18 protein-coding genes are annotated in these 16,784 nt (G+C 64.1%); 10 read left to right on the top strand and 8 right to left on the bottom strand.

The genetic code is table 11. From position 1 onward, the window contains the following. Positions 1-43 precede the first annotated feature (43 nt). From dcp to H3Z74_RS21060, 8 genes are all read left to right on the top strand, one after another. A complete protein-coding gene (gene dcp, locus H3Z74_RS21095; RefSeq protein WP_229726718.1) occupies positions 44-2,167 on the top strand; it encodes a peptidyl-dipeptidase Dcp in 2,124 nt (707 codons plus the stop codon). Positions 2,168-2,422: 255 nt separating this feature from the next. After that, positions 2,423-4,195 carry a DNA helicase RecQ gene (gene recQ, locus H3Z74_RS21090; RefSeq protein ID WP_187761466.1) on the top strand — a complete coding sequence of 591 codons (1,773 nt, stop codon included), beginning with the start codon at positions 2,423-2,425 and terminating at the stop codon, positions 4,193-4,195. Then, positions 4,192-4,671 (top strand): hypothetical protein, encoded by a 480-nt coding sequence (locus H3Z74_RS21085; RefSeq protein WP_187761465.1) that lies wholly within the window; start codon positions 4,192-4,194, stop codon positions 4,669-4,671. The genes recQ and H3Z74_RS21085 overlap by 4 nt, the downstream gene beginning before the upstream one ends. A gap of 65 nt (positions 4,672-4,736) precedes the next feature. Continuing rightward, positions 4,737-5,171, top strand: coding sequence for a protein tyrosine phosphatase family protein (locus tag H3Z74_RS21080; RefSeq protein WP_187764456.1), 435 nt, complete (start codon positions 4,737-4,739; stop codon positions 5,169-5,171). Then, the gene (locus tag H3Z74_RS21075) at positions 5,168-5,557 is read left to right on the top strand and encodes a hypothetical protein (protein ID WP_187761464.1); all 390 of its coding nucleotides are present in this window, start codon (positions 5,168-5,170) and stop codon (positions 5,555-5,557) included. Before H3Z74_RS21080 ends, H3Z74_RS21075 begins: the two co-directional genes overlap by 4 nt. 9 nt (positions 5,558-5,566) lie before the next feature. Next, positions 5,567-6,547 (top strand): sterol desaturase family protein, encoded by a 981-nt coding sequence (locus H3Z74_RS21070; RefSeq protein ID WP_187761463.1) that lies wholly within the window; start codon positions 5,567-5,569, stop codon positions 6,545-6,547. Then, complete coding sequence (locus tag H3Z74_RS21065) at positions 6,481-8,067, top strand: GMC family oxidoreductase (RefSeq protein ID WP_187761462.1); 1,587 nt, start codon at positions 6,481-6,483, stop codon at positions 8,065-8,067. Before H3Z74_RS21070 ends, H3Z74_RS21065 begins: the two co-directional genes overlap by 67 nt. Positions 8,068-8,084: 17 nt before the next feature. Further along, complete coding sequence (locus H3Z74_RS21060) at positions 8,085-8,255, top strand: hypothetical protein (RefSeq protein ID WP_187761461.1); 171 nt, start codon at positions 8,085-8,087, stop codon at positions 8,253-8,255. 94 nt (positions 8,256-8,349) lie between these two features. Here H3Z74_RS21060 and H3Z74_RS21055 read toward each other — a convergent pair whose 3' ends face one another. The 8 genes from H3Z74_RS21055 to H3Z74_RS21020 form a co-directional block, all read right to left on the bottom strand. Then, complete coding sequence (locus H3Z74_RS21055; RefSeq protein WP_390901779.1) at positions 8,350-9,696, bottom strand: ammonium transporter; 1,347 nt, start codon at positions 9,694-9,696, stop codon at positions 8,350-8,352. Positions 9,697-9,707: 11 nt separating this feature from the next. Next, entirely contained in the window at positions 9,708-10,046 is a 339-nt protein-coding gene (locus H3Z74_RS21050; protein WP_187761459.1) for a P-II family nitrogen regulator, read from the bottom strand. 151 nt (positions 10,047-10,197) lie between these two features. Then, positions 10,198-10,401: a putative signal transducing protein gene (locus H3Z74_RS21045; RefSeq protein ID WP_187761458.1), complete on the bottom strand. Its 204-nt coding sequence runs from the start codon at positions 10,399-10,401 to the stop codon at positions 10,198-10,200. Next, positions 10,401-10,952 (bottom strand): pyridoxamine 5'-phosphate oxidase family protein, encoded by a 552-nt coding sequence (locus H3Z74_RS21040; protein WP_187761457.1) that lies wholly within the window; start codon positions 10,950-10,952, stop codon positions 10,401-10,403. The genes H3Z74_RS21045 and H3Z74_RS21040 overlap by 1 nt, the downstream gene beginning before the upstream one ends. A gap of 46 nt (positions 10,953-10,998) precedes the next feature. Continuing rightward, positions 10,999-11,940, bottom strand: coding sequence for a DUF5996 family protein (locus H3Z74_RS21035; RefSeq protein ID WP_187761456.1), 942 nt, complete (start codon positions 11,938-11,940; stop codon positions 10,999-11,001). Then, positions 11,937-12,308, bottom strand: a complete 372-nt coding sequence (locus H3Z74_RS21030; protein ID WP_187761455.1) for a hypothetical protein — start codon at positions 12,306-12,308, stop codon at positions 11,937-11,939. The genes H3Z74_RS21035 and H3Z74_RS21030 overlap by 4 nt, the downstream gene beginning before the upstream one ends. Further along, positions 12,305-13,735, bottom strand: a complete 1,431-nt coding sequence (tldD, locus tag H3Z74_RS21025; RefSeq protein WP_187761454.1) for a metalloprotease TldD — start codon at positions 13,733-13,735, stop codon at positions 12,305-12,307. The genes H3Z74_RS21030 and tldD overlap by 4 nt, the downstream gene beginning before the upstream one ends. 19 nt (positions 13,736-13,754) lie before the next feature. Further along, positions 13,755-13,988, bottom strand: coding sequence for a zinc-finger domain-containing protein (locus tag H3Z74_RS21020; protein WP_187761453.1), 234 nt, complete (start codon positions 13,986-13,988; stop codon positions 13,755-13,757). 110 nt (positions 13,989-14,098) lie between these two features. Between H3Z74_RS21020 and H3Z74_RS21015 the strand changes: the two genes are divergently transcribed. Both H3Z74_RS21015 and nadB read left to right on the top strand, forming a co-directional pair. Continuing rightward, complete coding sequence (locus tag H3Z74_RS21015; RefSeq protein ID WP_187761452.1) at positions 14,099-15,022, top strand: ABC transporter ATP-binding protein; 924 nt, start codon at positions 14,099-14,101, stop codon at positions 15,020-15,022. A 24-nt stretch (positions 15,023-15,046) separates the two neighbouring features. Beyond that, complete coding sequence (gene nadB / locus H3Z74_RS21010; RefSeq protein ID WP_187761451.1) at positions 15,047-16,633, top strand: L-aspartate oxidase; 1,587 nt, start codon at positions 15,047-15,049, stop codon at positions 16,631-16,633. Positions 16,634-16,784: the final 151 nt, after the last annotated feature.

Here is a 16,784-nt window from a genome sequence, read left to right as displayed (position 1 = left end):
CACGCGACCAACAAGGCCCGCCTGAACTCCCCAAGGAATGGCCATGATCGTCGCACGTCTGCTTACCACCACCGCCCTTGTCGCCACGCTGTGGAGCGCTCCAGCCGGCAGCGCCACGCCGGCACGTACCAATCCCTTCGCCACGGCCAGTACCTTGCCGTACCAGGCGCCGGATTTCCGCAAGATCAAGACCAGCGACTACCTGCCGGCGTTCGCACAGGGCATGAAGCAGCAGCTGGTCGAGATCGCGATCATCGCCAATAATCCAGCCGCGCCGACCTTCGACAACACCATCGCCGCGCTGGAACGCTCGGGTCAGATGCTCGGCCGGGTCAGCCAGGTCTTCTCCGCGCTCAGTTCGGCCGACACCAATGACGCGCTGCAGGCGATCGATACCGAGATCTCGCCCAAGCTGACCGCGCATTCCGACGCGATCTATCTCAACGCTAGGCTCTTCGCGCGGGTCAAGGCGCTGTATGACCAGAAGGCGACGCTCACGCTGACGCAAGAGCAGGCACAGTTGCTCGAGGTCGATTACCAGCAGTTCGTGCGCGCCGGCGCGCAGCTGTCGGCGGCCGACCAGACCAGCCTGCGCGCGCTCAACACGCAGATTTCGTCGCTGCAGACCGCATTCCAGCAGAAATTGCTCGCCGCGACCAAGGCCGGCGGGCTGGTGGTCGACGATGTGAAGAAGCTCGACGGGCTTGGCGCCGACGGCATCGCCGCTGCGGCGAAAGCCGCGAGCGATCGCGGGCTGAAGGGCAAATGGGTGCTGCCGCTGCAGAACACGACGCAGCAGCCGGCGCTCGCCTCGCTGACCGATCGTACGACGCGCCAGGCGCTATTCGAGAAGAGCTGGACGCGAACCGAACAGGGCGACGCCAACGATACACGCGCAACCGTCGCCGAACTGGCGGTGCTGCGTGCGCAAAAAGCCAAATTGCTCGGTTTCCCGACCTTTGCCGATTATGTCCTGGTCGACCAGATGGCCAAGACGCCCGGTGCGGCAAGCAACTTCCTCAAGCAGTTCGGCCCGGCCTTGTCGGCGAAGCAGCGCAGCGAAGCGGCCGCGATCCAGGCGCAGATCAAGGCGACTGGCGGCGATTTCGAGCTGAAGCCATGGGACTGGGATTTCTATTCCGAGCAAGTGCGCAAAGCGAAGTACGACCTGGATGGCGAGCAGCTGAAGCCCTATTTCGAGATCGACAAAGTGCTGAAAGACGGCGTTTTCTATGCCGCAAACCAGCTTTACGGAATCAGCTTCAAGGAGCGCAAGGACATCCCGGTCTATAATCCCGATGTCCGCGTGTTCGAGGTGTCCGAGGCGAACGGCACGACGATCGGCCTGATGTATTTCGATTATTGGAAGCGCGACAACAAGTCGGGCGGTGCATGGATGTCGAACTTTGTCGGCCAGTCCAAGCTGCTCGGCACCAAGCCGGTGATCTATAATGTCGCCAATTTCACCAAGCCGGCGGCGGGCAAGCCGGCACTGATCAGCTTCGACGATGTGACCACCATGTTCCATGAATTCGGCCATGCGCTGCACGGCCTGTTCGCGGACCAGGTCTATCCGAGCCTGTCTGGCACCAACACGGCGCGCGATTTCGTCGAATTCCCGTCGCAGTTCAACGAGCATTGGGCGCTCGATCCCAAGGTGCTGGCGCACTATGCGGTGAATTATCAGACCGGCGCGCCGATGCCTCAGGCGCTGGTCGACAAGATCCGTGCCGCCGAGACATTCAACCAGGGCTATACCACCGGTGAGGCGCTGGAAGCGGCGCAGCTCGACATGGCGTGGCATTCGCTGCCCGCCGACGCGCCGAAGCAGGATGTCGATGCGTTCGAGGCGAAAGCGCTGGCGGCGATGGGGCTGGAGACCGACAAGGTCCCGCCGCGCTATCGCAGCAGCTATTTCTCGCACATCTGGGGCGGTGGCTATGCCGCGGGCTATTATGCCTATGCCTGGACCCAGATGCTCGACCATGACGCCTATGCCTGGTTCGTCGCCAATGGCGGCCTGACCCGCGCCAATGGCCAGCGCTTCCGCGACCTGATCCTGTCGCGCGGCCATACCCAGGATTATGGGCCGATGTTCAAGACCTTCTATGGCAAGGATCCCGATGTCGGTCCGATGCTCGACTATCTCGGGCTGAACGCGAAATAGGCGTCGCCGTTGCGATTGACGGCAGGTGCTTGGGGATCAAGCACCTGCCGGACGCACGAGGAGCGACGGGAGATATGGGACACCGGTTGTGTCGTATCTTTTTCAAATCGCCCTAAATAAAAGTATTGTGTATCAGATACTTATATCAAGATAGGTAATCTTGAGCGCTGCCGGGCAGGAATCTCGCGGAGATCCCGGAGCCTCAGGCGATCTCGACCATTGCGGTAATCCGGCCCGGACCCTAGGCCGGTCGCAATGTCGACCGATCCCCTGCCCATCCTGCAATCCACTTTCGGCTTTCCCGAGTTTCGCGGGGTGCAGCGGCAAGTGGTCGACCGCGTGCTCGCAGCCGAGAATACGCTTGCGGTGATGCCGACCGGGGCAGGCAAGTCGCTCTGCTATCAGCTGCCCGCGGTGGCGCTGGACGGCACCTGCGTGGTCGTCTCGCCGCTGATCGCGCTGATGCACGATCAGCTGCGCGCGGCGTCCGCGATTGGCATTCGCGCGGCGACACTGACCTCAGTCGATACCGACCAGATGGAGACGATCGCGCGATTCCGGCGCGGCGAGCTCGACCTGCTCTATGTCGCGCCGGAGCGTGCATCGGGCGAAAGCTTCCGCAATCTGCTGGGCCAGGCACCGCTTGCGCTGTTCGCGATCGACGAAGCGCATTGCGTGTCGGAATGGGGGCATGATTTCCGTCCCGATTACCGTTTGCTGCGCCCGCTGCTCGACCATTTCCCCCATGTCCCCCGCCTCGCGCTGACCGCGACCGCCGATGCCGTCACGCGCGCAGACATTCTCGATCAGCTCGGTATTCCGCGCGAGGGGATGATCGTCGCTGGCTTCGACCGGCCCAATATCCGCTACATGATCAGCCCCAAGGACAATACCACGCGGCAGATCGCCGATCTGATCGCCGAGCAGCCGGGGCCGGGCATCGTCTATGCCCAGACGCGTGCCGCGACCGAGAAACTGGCCGAGGCGCTGGGCCGTACCGGGCGGCCGACGCGCGCCTATCATGCCGGGCTCGATCCGCAGGTGCGCGCGCGCAACCAGGCCGATTTCGTCGCCAGCGAAGATATGGTGATCGTCGCCACGGTCGCGTTCGGCATGGGCATCGACAAGCCGGATGTCCGCTTCGTCGCACATGCGGGCATGCCCAAATCGATCGAATCCTATTACCAGGAAACCGGCCGCGCCGGGCGCGACGGCGACCCGGCGATCGCGCATCTGTTCTGGGGCGCGGAGGATTTCGCCAAGGCGCGGCTGCGCATTTCGGAAGTCGAGCCGCATCGCCAGGCGGGCGAGCGCACCCGGCTGACCGCGCTGAGTGCGCTGGTCGAGACGGCGGGGTGCCGGCGGCGTATCCTGCTCAAGCATTTCGGCGACGAATCGCCGGAGAATTGCGGCAATTGCGATAATTGCCTGAGCCCGCCCAGCGCCGTCGATGCCACCGAGGTAGCACGCAAATTCCTCTCCGCGGTGTTCCGCACCGGGCAGAGCTTCGGCGTCGGCTATATCGAGAGCATCCTGACCGGCCAGTCGAGCGAACGCAGCCTGATGAACGGGCATGAAGCGCTTGGCGTGTTCGGTATCGCTTCCTCATCCGAAGAAGCGGCGCTGATCAAGCCGGTGGCGCGCGCGCTGCTGCTGCGCGATGCACTGCGCGCCAATGATTTCGGCGGGCTGGAATTCGGGCCCGAAGCCAAGGCGATCCTGAAGGGTGAGGCCGAAGTGGCGCTGATCGTCCAGCCAAAGCGCGAACGCCGCCGTCGTGGCGGGGCCGGCGCGGTGGCCAATCCAACCGGCGACCCGCTGTTCGAAGCGCTGCGCGCCAAGCGCCGCGCGCTGGCGGCGGAAGCGAGCGTGCCGCCCTATGTCATCTTCCATGATTCGGTGCTGCGCGAGATGGCGACGACGCGCCCCGCCAATGCCGCGGCGCTGGGACGGATTTCCGGTGTGGGGGCACGCAAGCTGGAGGCGTATGGCGATGCCTTTCTGCAAGTGATTCGGGAGGCGGCATGAGAATCCTGGCGGTATTGATCGTGAGCGCGGCGCTGTGCGGCTGCACGTCGGAGCCTCAGTCCGGCAATGGCACGGCCGAAAACGGCGTCTCGACGATGGTGGAGAATGAGGCGGTGATGATGTCCCCGACACCTTCTCCGGCACCCTCTCCTTCCGCTGCGCCCTCGCCCCAGCCGGTCGAAACCGCATCACCCTTCCCTGAGGACGCTCCGGCGTTCAACGAGCAGCAATTGACCACTTACCCCAAGGCGCGCGGCCTGCCCGGCGACGTGCAGCGCTTCGTCGCGCGCTATGAGGATTGCGAGCATTTCATCGGCGAGCCCGATTATGATGCCGAACGCCGCGCCGAACTGGAAAAGGCGGTGGCGGAAGTTTGCAAGGGAATCGATGCCGAGGCGGTGGGACTGCGCAGGAAATATGCGGCCGACACAGCGGTGACCACGGCGCTGACCGGTTATGAGGATCTCCACCAGTAAGTCCCGTTACTTCATTGCCCGCCGCCATCTCGACTTTGCGCGCGGCGGACGGCAAGGTCCACGCCATGACCAGCATCCGCCCCATCGACGACTCGATTTCAGTCGCCCCGCAGATCACCCCCGCCGACGTGACCGAGATCGCGCGCGCCGGTTTTACCGCGATCATCAACAATCGCCCCGACGATGAAGAGCCCGGCCAGCCCGAGGGCGCGGCAGTGCGCCTGATCGCGGACACGCTGAACCTGAAATATACCGAGATTCCGGTCACCCATTCGGGCTTTTCGGGCAATCAGGTCGATGCGATGGTCGCGGCACTCGAAGATGCCGGCGGACCGGTGCTCGCCTATTGCCGTTCGGGCACGCGGTCGTGCAATCTCTGGGCGCTGGCGCGAGTCAAGATGGGCGACCATCCCGATACGGTGATGGCGAAGGCGGCGGCCACCGGGTACGACCTGACCGGCATCCGCCCGCTGCTCGATGCGTTAGCTTCGGGCAGATGAACTGGGTCCAGCTTGGCGGCAGCCTGGTCGCGATTCTCGGGCTCGCCGGGATCGCGCATCTGCTCAAGCTGGGCGAGAGCCGGATCGGCGACGCCGCCAAGGCGCGCGAAATGGCCGAGGACATGCTTGCCGGCTTCGAGGCTCGCGCCGCGATCGTCAGTACGGACGGCAATGCCGCGCTGGTCGCGGGCAATGGTGCGATTGCGGTGCTGAAACGCCACGGCGCGAAGGTTGCGGCGCGGCGTCTGCTCGCACCGCTGCGCATCCGCCCGGCGGTCGAAGGAGTCGAGATCGACACTGGCGAACGGCTGTTCGGCGGGGTCGTTTTGCTCGGCGTGATCGATGAAGATGTGCGCGGACTGGAAGCGTCGCTGACAAGAGTGTAAGCAGCCCCCATGGATCTGCATTTCCTCGTCGCCTATGACCCGGTCAAATATGCCGTGCCGGGCTTTGTCCTGCTCGTCGCGCTTGAGATGGTCGTGGCGCGATTCAGGGACCGGACGCGTTACGAGCCGCGCGATACACTGACCTCGCTGGCGCTCGGATTGGGCAGCACGGTGGCCGGCGTCCTCACCGCCGGCATTGCCTATGCCATTGCGGTCTGGGTGTGGCAGTTCCGGCTCTTCGATATCGGCTATGCCTGGTATTGGTTCCTGCTCGCCTTCGTGATCGACGATTTGGCCTATTATGCCTTTCACCGCTCGGCGCATCGCGTGCGCTGGTTCTGGGCGAGTCATGTCATCCATCATTCGAGCCAGCATTATAATCTGTCGACGGCACTTCGGCAGACCTGGACCGGCTTCGTCTCGCTCGGCTTCATCTTCCGCCTGCCGCTCGCCCTGATCGGCTTTCCGCCCGAGATGCTGCTGTTCGTCGGGGCGATCAACCTGATCTATCAGTTCTGGATTCACACCGAAGTGGTCGGGCGCTGCCCGCGCTGGTTCGAGGCAGTGATGAACACGCCGTCGCACCACCGCGTCCATCATGCGACCAATGCGCGCTATCTCGACAAGAATTATGCCGGGGTGTTCATCATCTGGGACAAGATGTTCGGCACGTTCGAGCCGGAGCGCGACGATGATCGGCCACGCTATGGCATCGTGCACAATCTCGGCAGCTTCAACCTGATCTGGGCCGCATTCCATGAATGGATCGGCATCGCCAGGGACGTGTGGGCGGCACCGGGCTGGCGCGCCAAGCTGGGCTATATGGTCATGCCCCCGGGATGGAGCCACGACGGCAGCCGGGATACGTCGGAAATCATCAAAGAGCGCTGGCTGGAAAAGCAGCGCCGAGCGGAGGGTGCGCTGTGGAAGAAGCCGATATCGTCGTCGTCGGAGGAGGATCGGGCGGGAGCGCCGCCGCGGGCCGCCTGAGCGAGGGCGGGAAATATACCGTCGCCCTGCTTGAGGCGGGCGGCCGCAACACCGGCCTTCGCACCCGCATCCCGGGATTCATCCCTTTCCAGACCGAGAAGACCAACTGGCAGTTCGAAACCGTGCCGCAGGCCGGGCTCAACGGCCGACGCGGCTATCAGCCACGCGGGCGTGGCCTGGGCGGGTCGAGCGCGATCAATGCGATGCTCTATCTGCGCGGCGCGGCGTGGGATTACGACAATTGGGCGGCGCTGGGCTGTCCCGGCTGGTCCTATGACGAGGTGCTGCCCTGGTTCAGAAAATCCGAGGCCAATGAGCGCGGCAGCGATGATTTTCACGGCGGTGACGGACCGCTCCGCGTCAGCAACCAGCGCTCGCCGCATCCCGGCAGTCTTGAGTTCGTCGAAGCGGCGCGCAACCTGCAGATCCCCGGCAATGACGATTTCAACGGCGCGCGGCAGGAAGGGATCGGCCTTTACCAGGTGACGCAGCATGGCGGCGAGCGCTGGAGCGCGTCGCGCGCCTATGTCGAACCTGCGAAAGAGCGCCGCAATCTCGAAGTCCTGACCGATGTCGTCGCCGAACGCGTGCTGTTCGACGAAGGCCGCGCCTGGGGCGTCGCCTATCTGCAGGATGGCGAGGAGAAGATCATCAAGGCGAAGCGCGCGGTGGTGCTTGCCGGCGGCGTATTCGGCACGCCGCAGTTGCTGATGCTATCGGGCATTGGTCCGGGCGCTCATCTGAGCGAGCATGGCATCGCGGTGCGCACCGACCGGCCCGCGGTCGGCACCAATTTGCAGGACCATGTCGATTATGTCGCCGGGTTCGAGACCAGGGGCAGCTATTTCATTGGCCAATCGCTTGCCGGCACGCTGAAGTCGGCCGGCGCGGTGATCGAATGGTTCCGCCGAAGGACCGGGTCGATGACCACGCCCTATGCCGAGGCAGGTGGCTTCCTGACGCTCGACCCGAACGCGCCGGCGCCCGATATCCAGCTGCATTTCGTGCCGGTGATGCTCGAGGATCATGGCCGTACCAAGCTCAAGACGCATGGCTTTTCCTGCCATGTCTGCGTGCTGCGCCCCGAAAGCCATGGCACAGTCAAGCTGCAGTCGATCGATGCGCGCACGGCGCCGCTGATCGACCCCGCTTTCCTGGCCGACCGGCGCGATGTCGAATTGCTGAAAAAGGGCGTGCGCGCGATGTACCGCATCCTCGAAGCGCCGCCGCTTTCCAACCATAAGGGCAAGGACCGCTATCCGATCGACCTGAACGACGACGACGCGCTCGAGCGGCTGATCCGCGCGCGCGCCGACACCATCTATCATCCGGTCGGCACGGCACGGATGGGATCGGACGATCTGGCGGTGTGCGATCCGAAGCTGCGCGTGCGCGGGGTCGACGGGCTGTATGTCGCCGATGCCTCGATCATGCCGAAGCTCGTGTCGGGCAACACCAATGCGCCGTCGATCATGATCGGCGAGCGCTGCGCCGATTTCGTGCAGGCCGATCTCGCCTGAGGCGTTAAAGGCGCCGGATGGACAGGAAATTGTGGAACCGGATCGGGCTTGTCGCCACGGTCTGCCTTGTGCCGGGCGGCTTCATCCTCGGCGCGACCTTGGCTGCGCGGCGCTATCGCCAGCAGCAGGACGAGAAGGCGGCGGCCGAGGCGGAAGAGACGGCGGAACCCGATCAACCCGAGAGGTAAAAAGGGCCGGTGCGTTGCCGCACCGGCCTGAGGTTGTCCGCAGGAGGAACATGGTTTGGAAGCCGGTCTCCCCCGAGGCCGGCCCCCAATCTCGTCAATAATTATAGGCGCGTTCGCCATGCTCGCCGAGATCGAGGCCTTCGGCTTCGACTTCGGGGCTAACCCGGCCACCGGTGACAGCCTTGGCGATGAACATCGCGATGGTCGTTCCGATCGCCGCCCAGACGATGGTCGCACCGACCGCTTCGAGCTGAACCAGCAGCTTGGCGCCCATCGCATAATCGGCAGCACCCGGGCCACCGAGCGACGGGGCGTAAACCACCGCCGTGCCGATCGCGCCGACCATGCCGCCGATGCCGTGAATGCCGAAGGCGTCGAGCGAGTCGTCATAGCCGAGCTTCGGCTTGACGATGGTCACGAACACGAAGCAGACGATCGAGGCAACCGCGCCGAGAACGATCGCGCCGAACGGGCCGGAATTGCCCGCCGCCGGCGTTACCGCGACCAGACCCGCGATGATGCCCGAGCAGAAGCCCAGCGCCGAACCCTTGTGACCGGCAACCCGCTCCGCCAGCATCCAGAACAGACCCGCCGAAGCGGTGGCGACGAAGGTATTGATCATGGCGAGGCCGGCGGAACCATTGGCTTCGAGCGCCGAGCCAGCGTTGAAGCCGAACCAGCCGACCCAGAGCAGGCCGGTGCCGACCATGACGAGGGTCAGCGAATGCGGAGCCATCCGCTCGGTCGGGTAACCGACGCGCTTGCCGATGATCAGTGCCGCGACCAGTGCCGAGACGCCGGCATTGATGTGCACCACCGTACCGCCGGCGAAATCGAGCGCTCCAAGCTTGAAGAAATAACCGCTCGCCGCCCACACCATGTGCGCGATCGGGAAATAGACGATGGTCAGCCAGACCAGCGCGAAGACCATGACTGCCGAGAATTTGATCCGTTCGACCAGCGACCCCAGCACCAGCGCGATAGTGATCGCGGCAAAGGTCATCTGGAAGCTGATAAAGACATATTCCGGGATCTCAGTGCCGGGAGTGAAGGTCGCCGCTTGCGAGGCCGGCGTGACGCCCGACAGGAAGAGTTTGCCGAAGCTCGACACGACGTTGCTAAGACCCGATGTATAGTCGGGACCGAACGCCATGGTGTAGCCCCACATCACCCACACAAGCATGGTCAGTGCCGCGACGGCGCCGATCTGCGTCATCACCGACAGCATGTTCTTGGTGCGGGTCAGGCCGCCATAGAAGAGTGCAAGGCCGGGGAGGATCATCATCAGAACGAGGATGGTGGAGGTCATCATCCAGGCGGTGTCGCCCTTGTTGACCGTGGCGACGGGCGCGGCGGCAACCGCCGTCTGCGCCCAGGCAGGCAAGGCCGCGAAGAAGGCGAGGCCGGCAGCGCCGGCGAGTTTCAGTGTGTGCTTCATCATTACCCCCTTCATCACAGCGCTGTCTGGTCGGTTTCGCCGGTGCGGATGCGCACCGCCTGGCCGACGTCGAGCACGAAGATCTTGCCGTCGCCGATCGCGCCGGTGTTCGCCGCTGCCTGCACCGTCTCGACGACACGCGCCGCGAGGTCGGATGCGCAGACGATCTCGATCTTGATCTTCGGCACCATGTTGGTGCTGTATTCGGCACCGCGATAGATTTCGGTCTGGCCCTTCTGGCGGCCAAAGCCCTTCACTTCGGTCACGGTCATGCCCGCGACCCCGATTTCGGTAAGCGCCTCGCGTACCTCGTCGAGTTTGAACGGCTTGATGATTGCTATGACGAGCTTCATTCGCGCCCCCTTTGATTGTCCCGGGAGCTCCTCAGCAATGCTCGTGCCAGAGTCGAAGCAACACGGAATCGGGGCGGAATCGCGCCGAATCCCAGGATCGAAGATTAAGCGAAGGTAAAAATTTGTGCAGTTGCGAACAAATGCCCGAGAATCAGGCAGTGGTTCCGATGATCGCCTGTGCTGCGATCAGATCATCCTCATCAATCATCACGCGCACCGGGATGAACAGATAACTACCGTCGCCGATGCTCGATTCGCCGTCAAAGGCGAGTGCGGTGATACCGTCCGATTCCAGCCGGCCGATCAGGATATGCGCTTCGTTGCGATTGAACCGGCCGAGCTCGACGAGCGCCATTATCGCGCCATCACGGTCGGGTTACGCACCGGCAGGCCATCGATGCTGGTGGTTCGCTTGGCATATTTGCCAAAACGTTCGGCATCGCTCGATCCCGCATGATATTTGACCAGGGTCTGCCGCTCGCGCTCGAACGTCATATACGGCACGCCCCAGCCGCAGCTGGTCTGCACCTGGTCGATCGCCACCTCGAAGATCTGGCGCGTGCCAGGCAATAAAGTGAATTGCGCGCTGAGCTCAGCCCAGCGATCGTCCTGCGGCAGTACCGCCTGCCCGCGGCCATAGATGCGGAAGATCAAAGCGGGATTGTCAAACGCGCAGAACATGATGGTGATTCGCCCATCGGCAAGCAGATGCGCGTTGGTCTCGTTGCCCGAGCCCGCCACATCGAGATAGGCGACGCGCTTGTCATCGAGCACACGGAAACAATCCATGCCTTTCGGACTGAGGTTGATCCGTGCCCCCTCCGCCGCGGTCGCGACGAAGAACATCGGCTGGCGCGCGATGAAGGCGCGGTGGTCGTCGGTCAGTGCGTCGAAGAATTCGGCCATCGCAACACCTCGATCATGCCGGCACCGGCCGACGATATCATTCTGGTCAGACCGCGCGCGGAATACGCGGGCGCCCGAGCGGACATTCGAGTGCCGTCCGGTCCCAGTTACCGAGATCGGCGGCGGCATCATAGGTCGAGCGGCAAAAGGCAAGCAACGCCGCGTCCGGATCGCCGGCGGCGCGCACCGCATCGTAGGACAACAGGAACTCGCCGAGATCGCGGTTGAATGCTGCTTCAGCCGGCTCGACTCTTGCCTCGGCATAGCCCGCTGGTGCGGGATAGGCATAGGCGTAGAATGACGCGTGCGGATAGGCGTCGCTACCCGGCCAGAAGCCTATGCTCGCTTCCTCATGGCTATAGGCCTCGCACGTCACCGTATCGGGCAAGCCGGGCATGCCGCCGGCATGACGCGGCGCGCTACGTCCCGAAAAGCGCGTCGAAGCGAGATCGAAGCTGCCCCAGAAGAAATGGGTCGGGCTCGCCTTGCCGAGAAAGCCGGTGCGAAACTCGCCGAAGATGCGCGAAACGCGGATCAGCGCCCGCCAGAAATTGCGCGCCGCATCGGCATCATAGGGCCGTTCGGCATGATCCTCGGCAAAGGGCAACGCATCCGGCATCTCGCTCGGCTTCGGATCGAACCGGCAATCAACCCCGAATTCGGCCAGTACGGCCATCACCGCAGCATGGAAATCGGCAACTGAACCGGCGGTGAGCGGAATGGTGCGCACCCCACCGTCGCTGGTCGCCAGCACCACCCTTTCAGCGATGAAGTCGAAATCGACCTGCAGGATGCGGTCACCGCACGGGATCGGCGAAGTCGAAAGGCCGCGGGCGGTGAGATAGAGCGGCACATGCCAGCTATGGTTGAGCCACGGCGTCAGAGCGAGCCGGACCTTGCCGATAATCTGGGTGCGGAGCTGAAGGCCGATCGCCGTTTCGCGCCAGGCGGCCCAGTCAAGGACCGGCCAAGCGCCCGTCCCAGTCACTTTTTGGCCGCAGCGCGCGCGTCGGCGACGAGCTGCGCCAGGCCGGCCTTGCCGAGATTGCGCAGGGCATTGCCCGCCGCCTCGCTCAGCGCCTTGTCACCCGTTCCCTCACCAGCAATGGCATAATGGCCGTCGGGCTGAGGCTGGATTGCGAAGAAGAAGGGCGCGGCCGGGCTTCCCGGCTTCGACAGCACGACCGCGCTCTTGCCGTCGCTACAGGCAAAGACCGCCCAGTCGGAGCCGCCAAAGTTGCGTTCGACCGGGCCGATCGTGCACGCCATCGGCTCCCCTTGGGGCGCAGGCGCCGGAGCAGCCGGGGCTGGAGCCGCCTGACCGGCAAGCGCGGCGAGAAGCAGCGCGGCGATCACATCGCGGTCCCGCCGACGGTCAGGCCGGCGACAAGCAGGGTCGGCTGCCCGACACCGGCAGGCACGCTCTGCCCGGCCTTGCCGCACATGCCGACGCCTTCATCGAGCGCGAAGTCGTTTCCGATGCCCTCGACACGAGTCAGGCAGGACGGCCCGTCGCCGATCAGCGTCGCGCCCTTGATCGGCGCGCCGAGCTTGCCATTCTCGATCTTGTACGCCTCGGTGCAGCTGAACACGAACTTGCCCGAGACGATATCGACCTGGCCGCCGCCGAAGCTCTTGGCGAAAATGCCCGATTTGACGCGGCTGAGCAGCTCGGCGGGGTCGTCCTTGCCGCCGCGCATGAAGGTGTTGGTCATGCGCGGCATCGGCGCATGGGCAAAGCTTTCCCGCCGGCCATTGCCGGTCGGCGCGACGCCCATCAGCCGCGCGTTGAGCCGATCATGGATATAGCCCTTGAGGATGCCGTCCTCGATCAGGATATTCTCCTGCGTCGGCGTGCCCTCGTCATCGATCGACAGCGAGCCGCGGCGATCGGCGATCGAACCGTCATCGACCACGGTCACACCGGGCGCCGCGACGCGCTCGCCGATCCGGCCCGAAAAGGCCGAGGTGCCCTTGCGGTTGAAATCGCCCTCCAGCCCATGGCCGATCGCTTCGTGCAGCAGGATCCCGGGCCAGCCCGGCCCGAGCAGCACGGTCATCTCACCGGCCGGGGCGTCGACCGAATCGAGATTGACCACCGCCTGTGCCAGCGCCTCATCGATCGCGCGGTTCCAGGTCTCGGGCTGCATCAGCTGATCGTAGAGATAGCGGCCGCCAAGGCCGAAACTGCCCGTTTCGCGACGGCCATTCTGTTCGACCACGATCGATACGTTGAGCCGCACCAGGGGGCGGATATCGGTGGCGATGAAACCGTCGGGGCGGACGATCTCGACCACGCTCCACGTGCCCGACAGCGCGACCGAGACCTGCGCGACACGCGGGTCGCGCGCACGGGCGGCGGCGTCGATCGTCTGGCACAGATTGACCTTGTCCGCGAAGGGCACGAGGTCGAGCGGATCGGCATCGGTATAAAGGTGACGGTTGGTGCCTTGCGGCGGTCCAGCCTTGGGCCCGGTCGACGGATCGATCAGCGCCATCGTTTCCGCCGCGCGGTTGATCGCGGCGGCGCTCAGCTCATTGGCATGCGCAAAGGCGGTGGTTTCGCCCGACACCGCGCGCAGGCCGAAGCCGGAATGCGTATCGTAGCTCGCGGTCTTCAACCGGCCATCATCGAAACCGAATGCTTCGGCCTTGCGATATTGCAGGTAAAGCTCGCCATCATCCGCTTTGGACAAGGCTTGCGCGGTCAGGCGCTGCGCCTCTTCGGGCTCAAGCTGGCCGGCATGATAAAGGAAAGCGCGGGGATCTGCGGGACTGGTCATGTCCTGCAATATAGTTGGCTTAAAGGCTGGCGCCAGACGCGATATCGGGAAGAGTCGCCGGATCGACGCCATCGGCGGGTCCGCCGATCAACACGAAGCGCCGGTCGCAATAGCCGCAATCGACATAGCCATGCTCGTCGATCTGCAGGAACACGCGCGGATGACCGAGCGAAGCGCCGCCGGGAATGTCGGTCGCCCCGTCACAGGAAACGCGGGCATGGCTGACGCGGAGGGTTTCGGGAGGTGCGATCATGACCGCGCGATAGCAAGGTGGAGGGCCGCAAACAATCCTCGCCGGCACTTGGATCCTCCCCGGTACGGGGAGGATTGAGGTTGCGCGACTCTGGGCCTATCGCGGCCTCCATGACGGAAGCCGCAATCTCGATCGCCAATCTGTGCAAGACCTATGCGGGCGGCAAGCGCGCGCTCGACGATGTGACGCTCGATGTCGAGCGCGGCAGCATCTTCGGACTGCTCGGGCCGAACGGCGCGGGCAAGTCGACGCTGATCAATATCCTCGCCGGCCTGGTCAACAAAAGCAGCGGTACCGCGTCGATCTGGGGCTTCGACATCGATCAGCATCCACGCAACGCCAAGGTATCGATCGGCATCGTCAACCAGGAAATCCTGTTCGACCCCTTTTTCACGCCGGTCGAGACGCTGGAGATCCAGGCAGGGCTGTACGGCGTGCCCAGGGCGAAGCGGCGCTCGATGGAATTGCTGCGCGCGGTGCATCTGGAGGACAAGGCCAATGCCTATGCCCGTACCTTGTCGGGCGGGATGAAACGGCGGCTGATGGTCGCCAAGGCGATGGTCCACTCTCCGCCCGTGCTGGTACTCGACGAGCCAACCGCCGGTGTCGATATCGAACTGCGCCAGCAACTCTGGGCCTATGTTCGCCAGCTCAACGCGCAGGGCGTGACGGTGGTGCTGACCACGCATTACCTCGAAGAGGCCGAGCAGCTCTGCGATCGGATCGCGATCATCAATCATGGCAAGCTGATCGCCGACAAGCCGACCCGTGAGCTGGTCGGCATGGCGACCGAAAAACTGGTCGAGGTGACGGTCGACCGCGACGTCGTGACGCCACCCGCAGCGACCTGCTTCCAGAAGATCGAGCTGAAGGGTAGCCGCACGCTGGCCATCACCTATCGCAAGGACGTGGCCAATGCCGGCGAGGTGCTCGCCGCGGTCCAGGCCGATGGCTATGGCATCGTTGACGTGTCGACCCGCGAGGCCGATCTGGAGGATGTGTTCCTCAACCTGACACGGGCCTCCAACGCCTAGCCTGTGGTCAAGAACGGAGTGGGTGTGCCGGACTCAAAGCAAAGCGACGTTCTGATCATCGGTTCCGGCGCGGCCGGGCTGACCGCAGCGCTCAACCTGGCCGACCGGTTCAAGGTGACGGTGCTCGCCAAGGGCGGGCTGAGCGAAGGATCGACCGCCTGGGCGCAGGGCGGGATCGCTGCGGTACTCGAACCCGGCGACACGTTCGAAAGCCATATCGAGGACACGATGGTCGCCGGCGCCGGGCTCAACGACCGCGCCACGGTGGAATTCGTGGTCGAAAGCGCACCCGCCGCGATCGAACGCCTTGCCGCTCTGGGCGTCCCGTTCAACATGGACGGCGATGCCCGGCACCTGACGCGCGAAGGCGGACACAGCCACCGCCGCATCGTCCATGTCGACGACGCGACCGGCTGGGCAGTGCAGGAAGCGCTGACCCGCGCCGCGGCCGCGCATCCCAATATCACTCTGATACCCGACATGGTCGCGATCGACCTCGCCACCGGGCGGCACGAGGAACGCTATTCGGGTTCGGGCCATGTGTGGGGCGTCTATGCGGTCAATCGCGCGACCGGGCGGGTCGAGCTGTACACCGCTCGCGCGACGATACTCGCCACTGGCGGCGCCGGGCGCACCTATCTTTTCTCGACCGCGCCGCGTGGCGCGACCGGCGACGGCATCGCGATGGCGTGGCGCGCGGGATGCCGCGTGTCGAACATGGAATTCATGCAGTTCCACCCGACCTGCCTGTACAATCTCGAGGTCAAGAACTTCCTGATCACCGAGGCGGTGCGCGGCGAGGGCGGCCATTTGCTGATCCCGGAAACCGGCTATCGCTTCATGCCCGATTTCGACGACCGCGCCGAACTCGCGCCGCGCGACATCGTGGCGCGAGCGATCGATCATGAGATCAAGCGGCTCGGGCTCGATTATGTCCATCTCGACATCAGCCATAAGGGCCCTGATTTCGTGAAGGAGCATTTCCCCAACATCTATGAAAAGCTGATGGGTCTCGGCATCGACATGACCAAGGACCCGATCCCGGTGGTGCCGGCGCAGCATTATACCTGTGGTGGAGTGGTGATCGATCTCAACGGCAGGACCGACCTGCCCGGCCTCTATGCCGCGGGCGAATGCAGCGAATCCGGCCTCCACGGCGCCAACCGGCTCGCCTCCAACTCGCTGCTCGAATGTTTTGTGTTCGGCGAGGCGGCCGCCAAGCATATCAATGCGCATTGGGACGAGTTGCCGGAACCGCCGCCGATCCGCGCCTGGGATGAAAGCCGCGTCGAGGATTCCGACGAGGAAGTCGTCATCAAGCAGAACTGGACCGAGATTCGCCGCTTCATGTGGAATTATGTCGGCATCGTCCGCACCACCAAAAGGCTTGAGCGCGCGCAACATCGCATCCGTCTACTGACCGAGGAAGTGAATGATTATTATGGACATTTCCGCGTTACGCCGGATCTGATCGAGCTCCGCAACCTGCTCCAGACCGCCGATCTGATCGTGCGTTCGGCGCTGCACCGCCATGAATCGCGCGGGCTGCACTATACGCTCGACTATCCCGAAATGCTTCCCGACGCGATCGATACAGTATTGATTCCCTGAAGAGTCAGTGGGTTGCGCATTTGTTACGGAACCGTCCCACCGCGTGTCAGCGGCACTTCATCGCAATCTCGCCGTTCAGCTATTTCTTAGCAAGATTATGCGCATAAAGGTCGAAATTCTCCGGGGGCGGGGCATTGTTGCGTGACTGAAC

Origin of the sequence: Sphingomonas alpina, assembly GCF_014490665.1 — a bacterium.
GTDB lineage: Bacteria > Pseudomonadota > Alphaproteobacteria > Sphingomonadales > Sphingomonadaceae > Sphingomonas > Sphingomonas alpina.
This window is presented reverse-complemented; position numbering and strand designations above follow the sequence as displayed.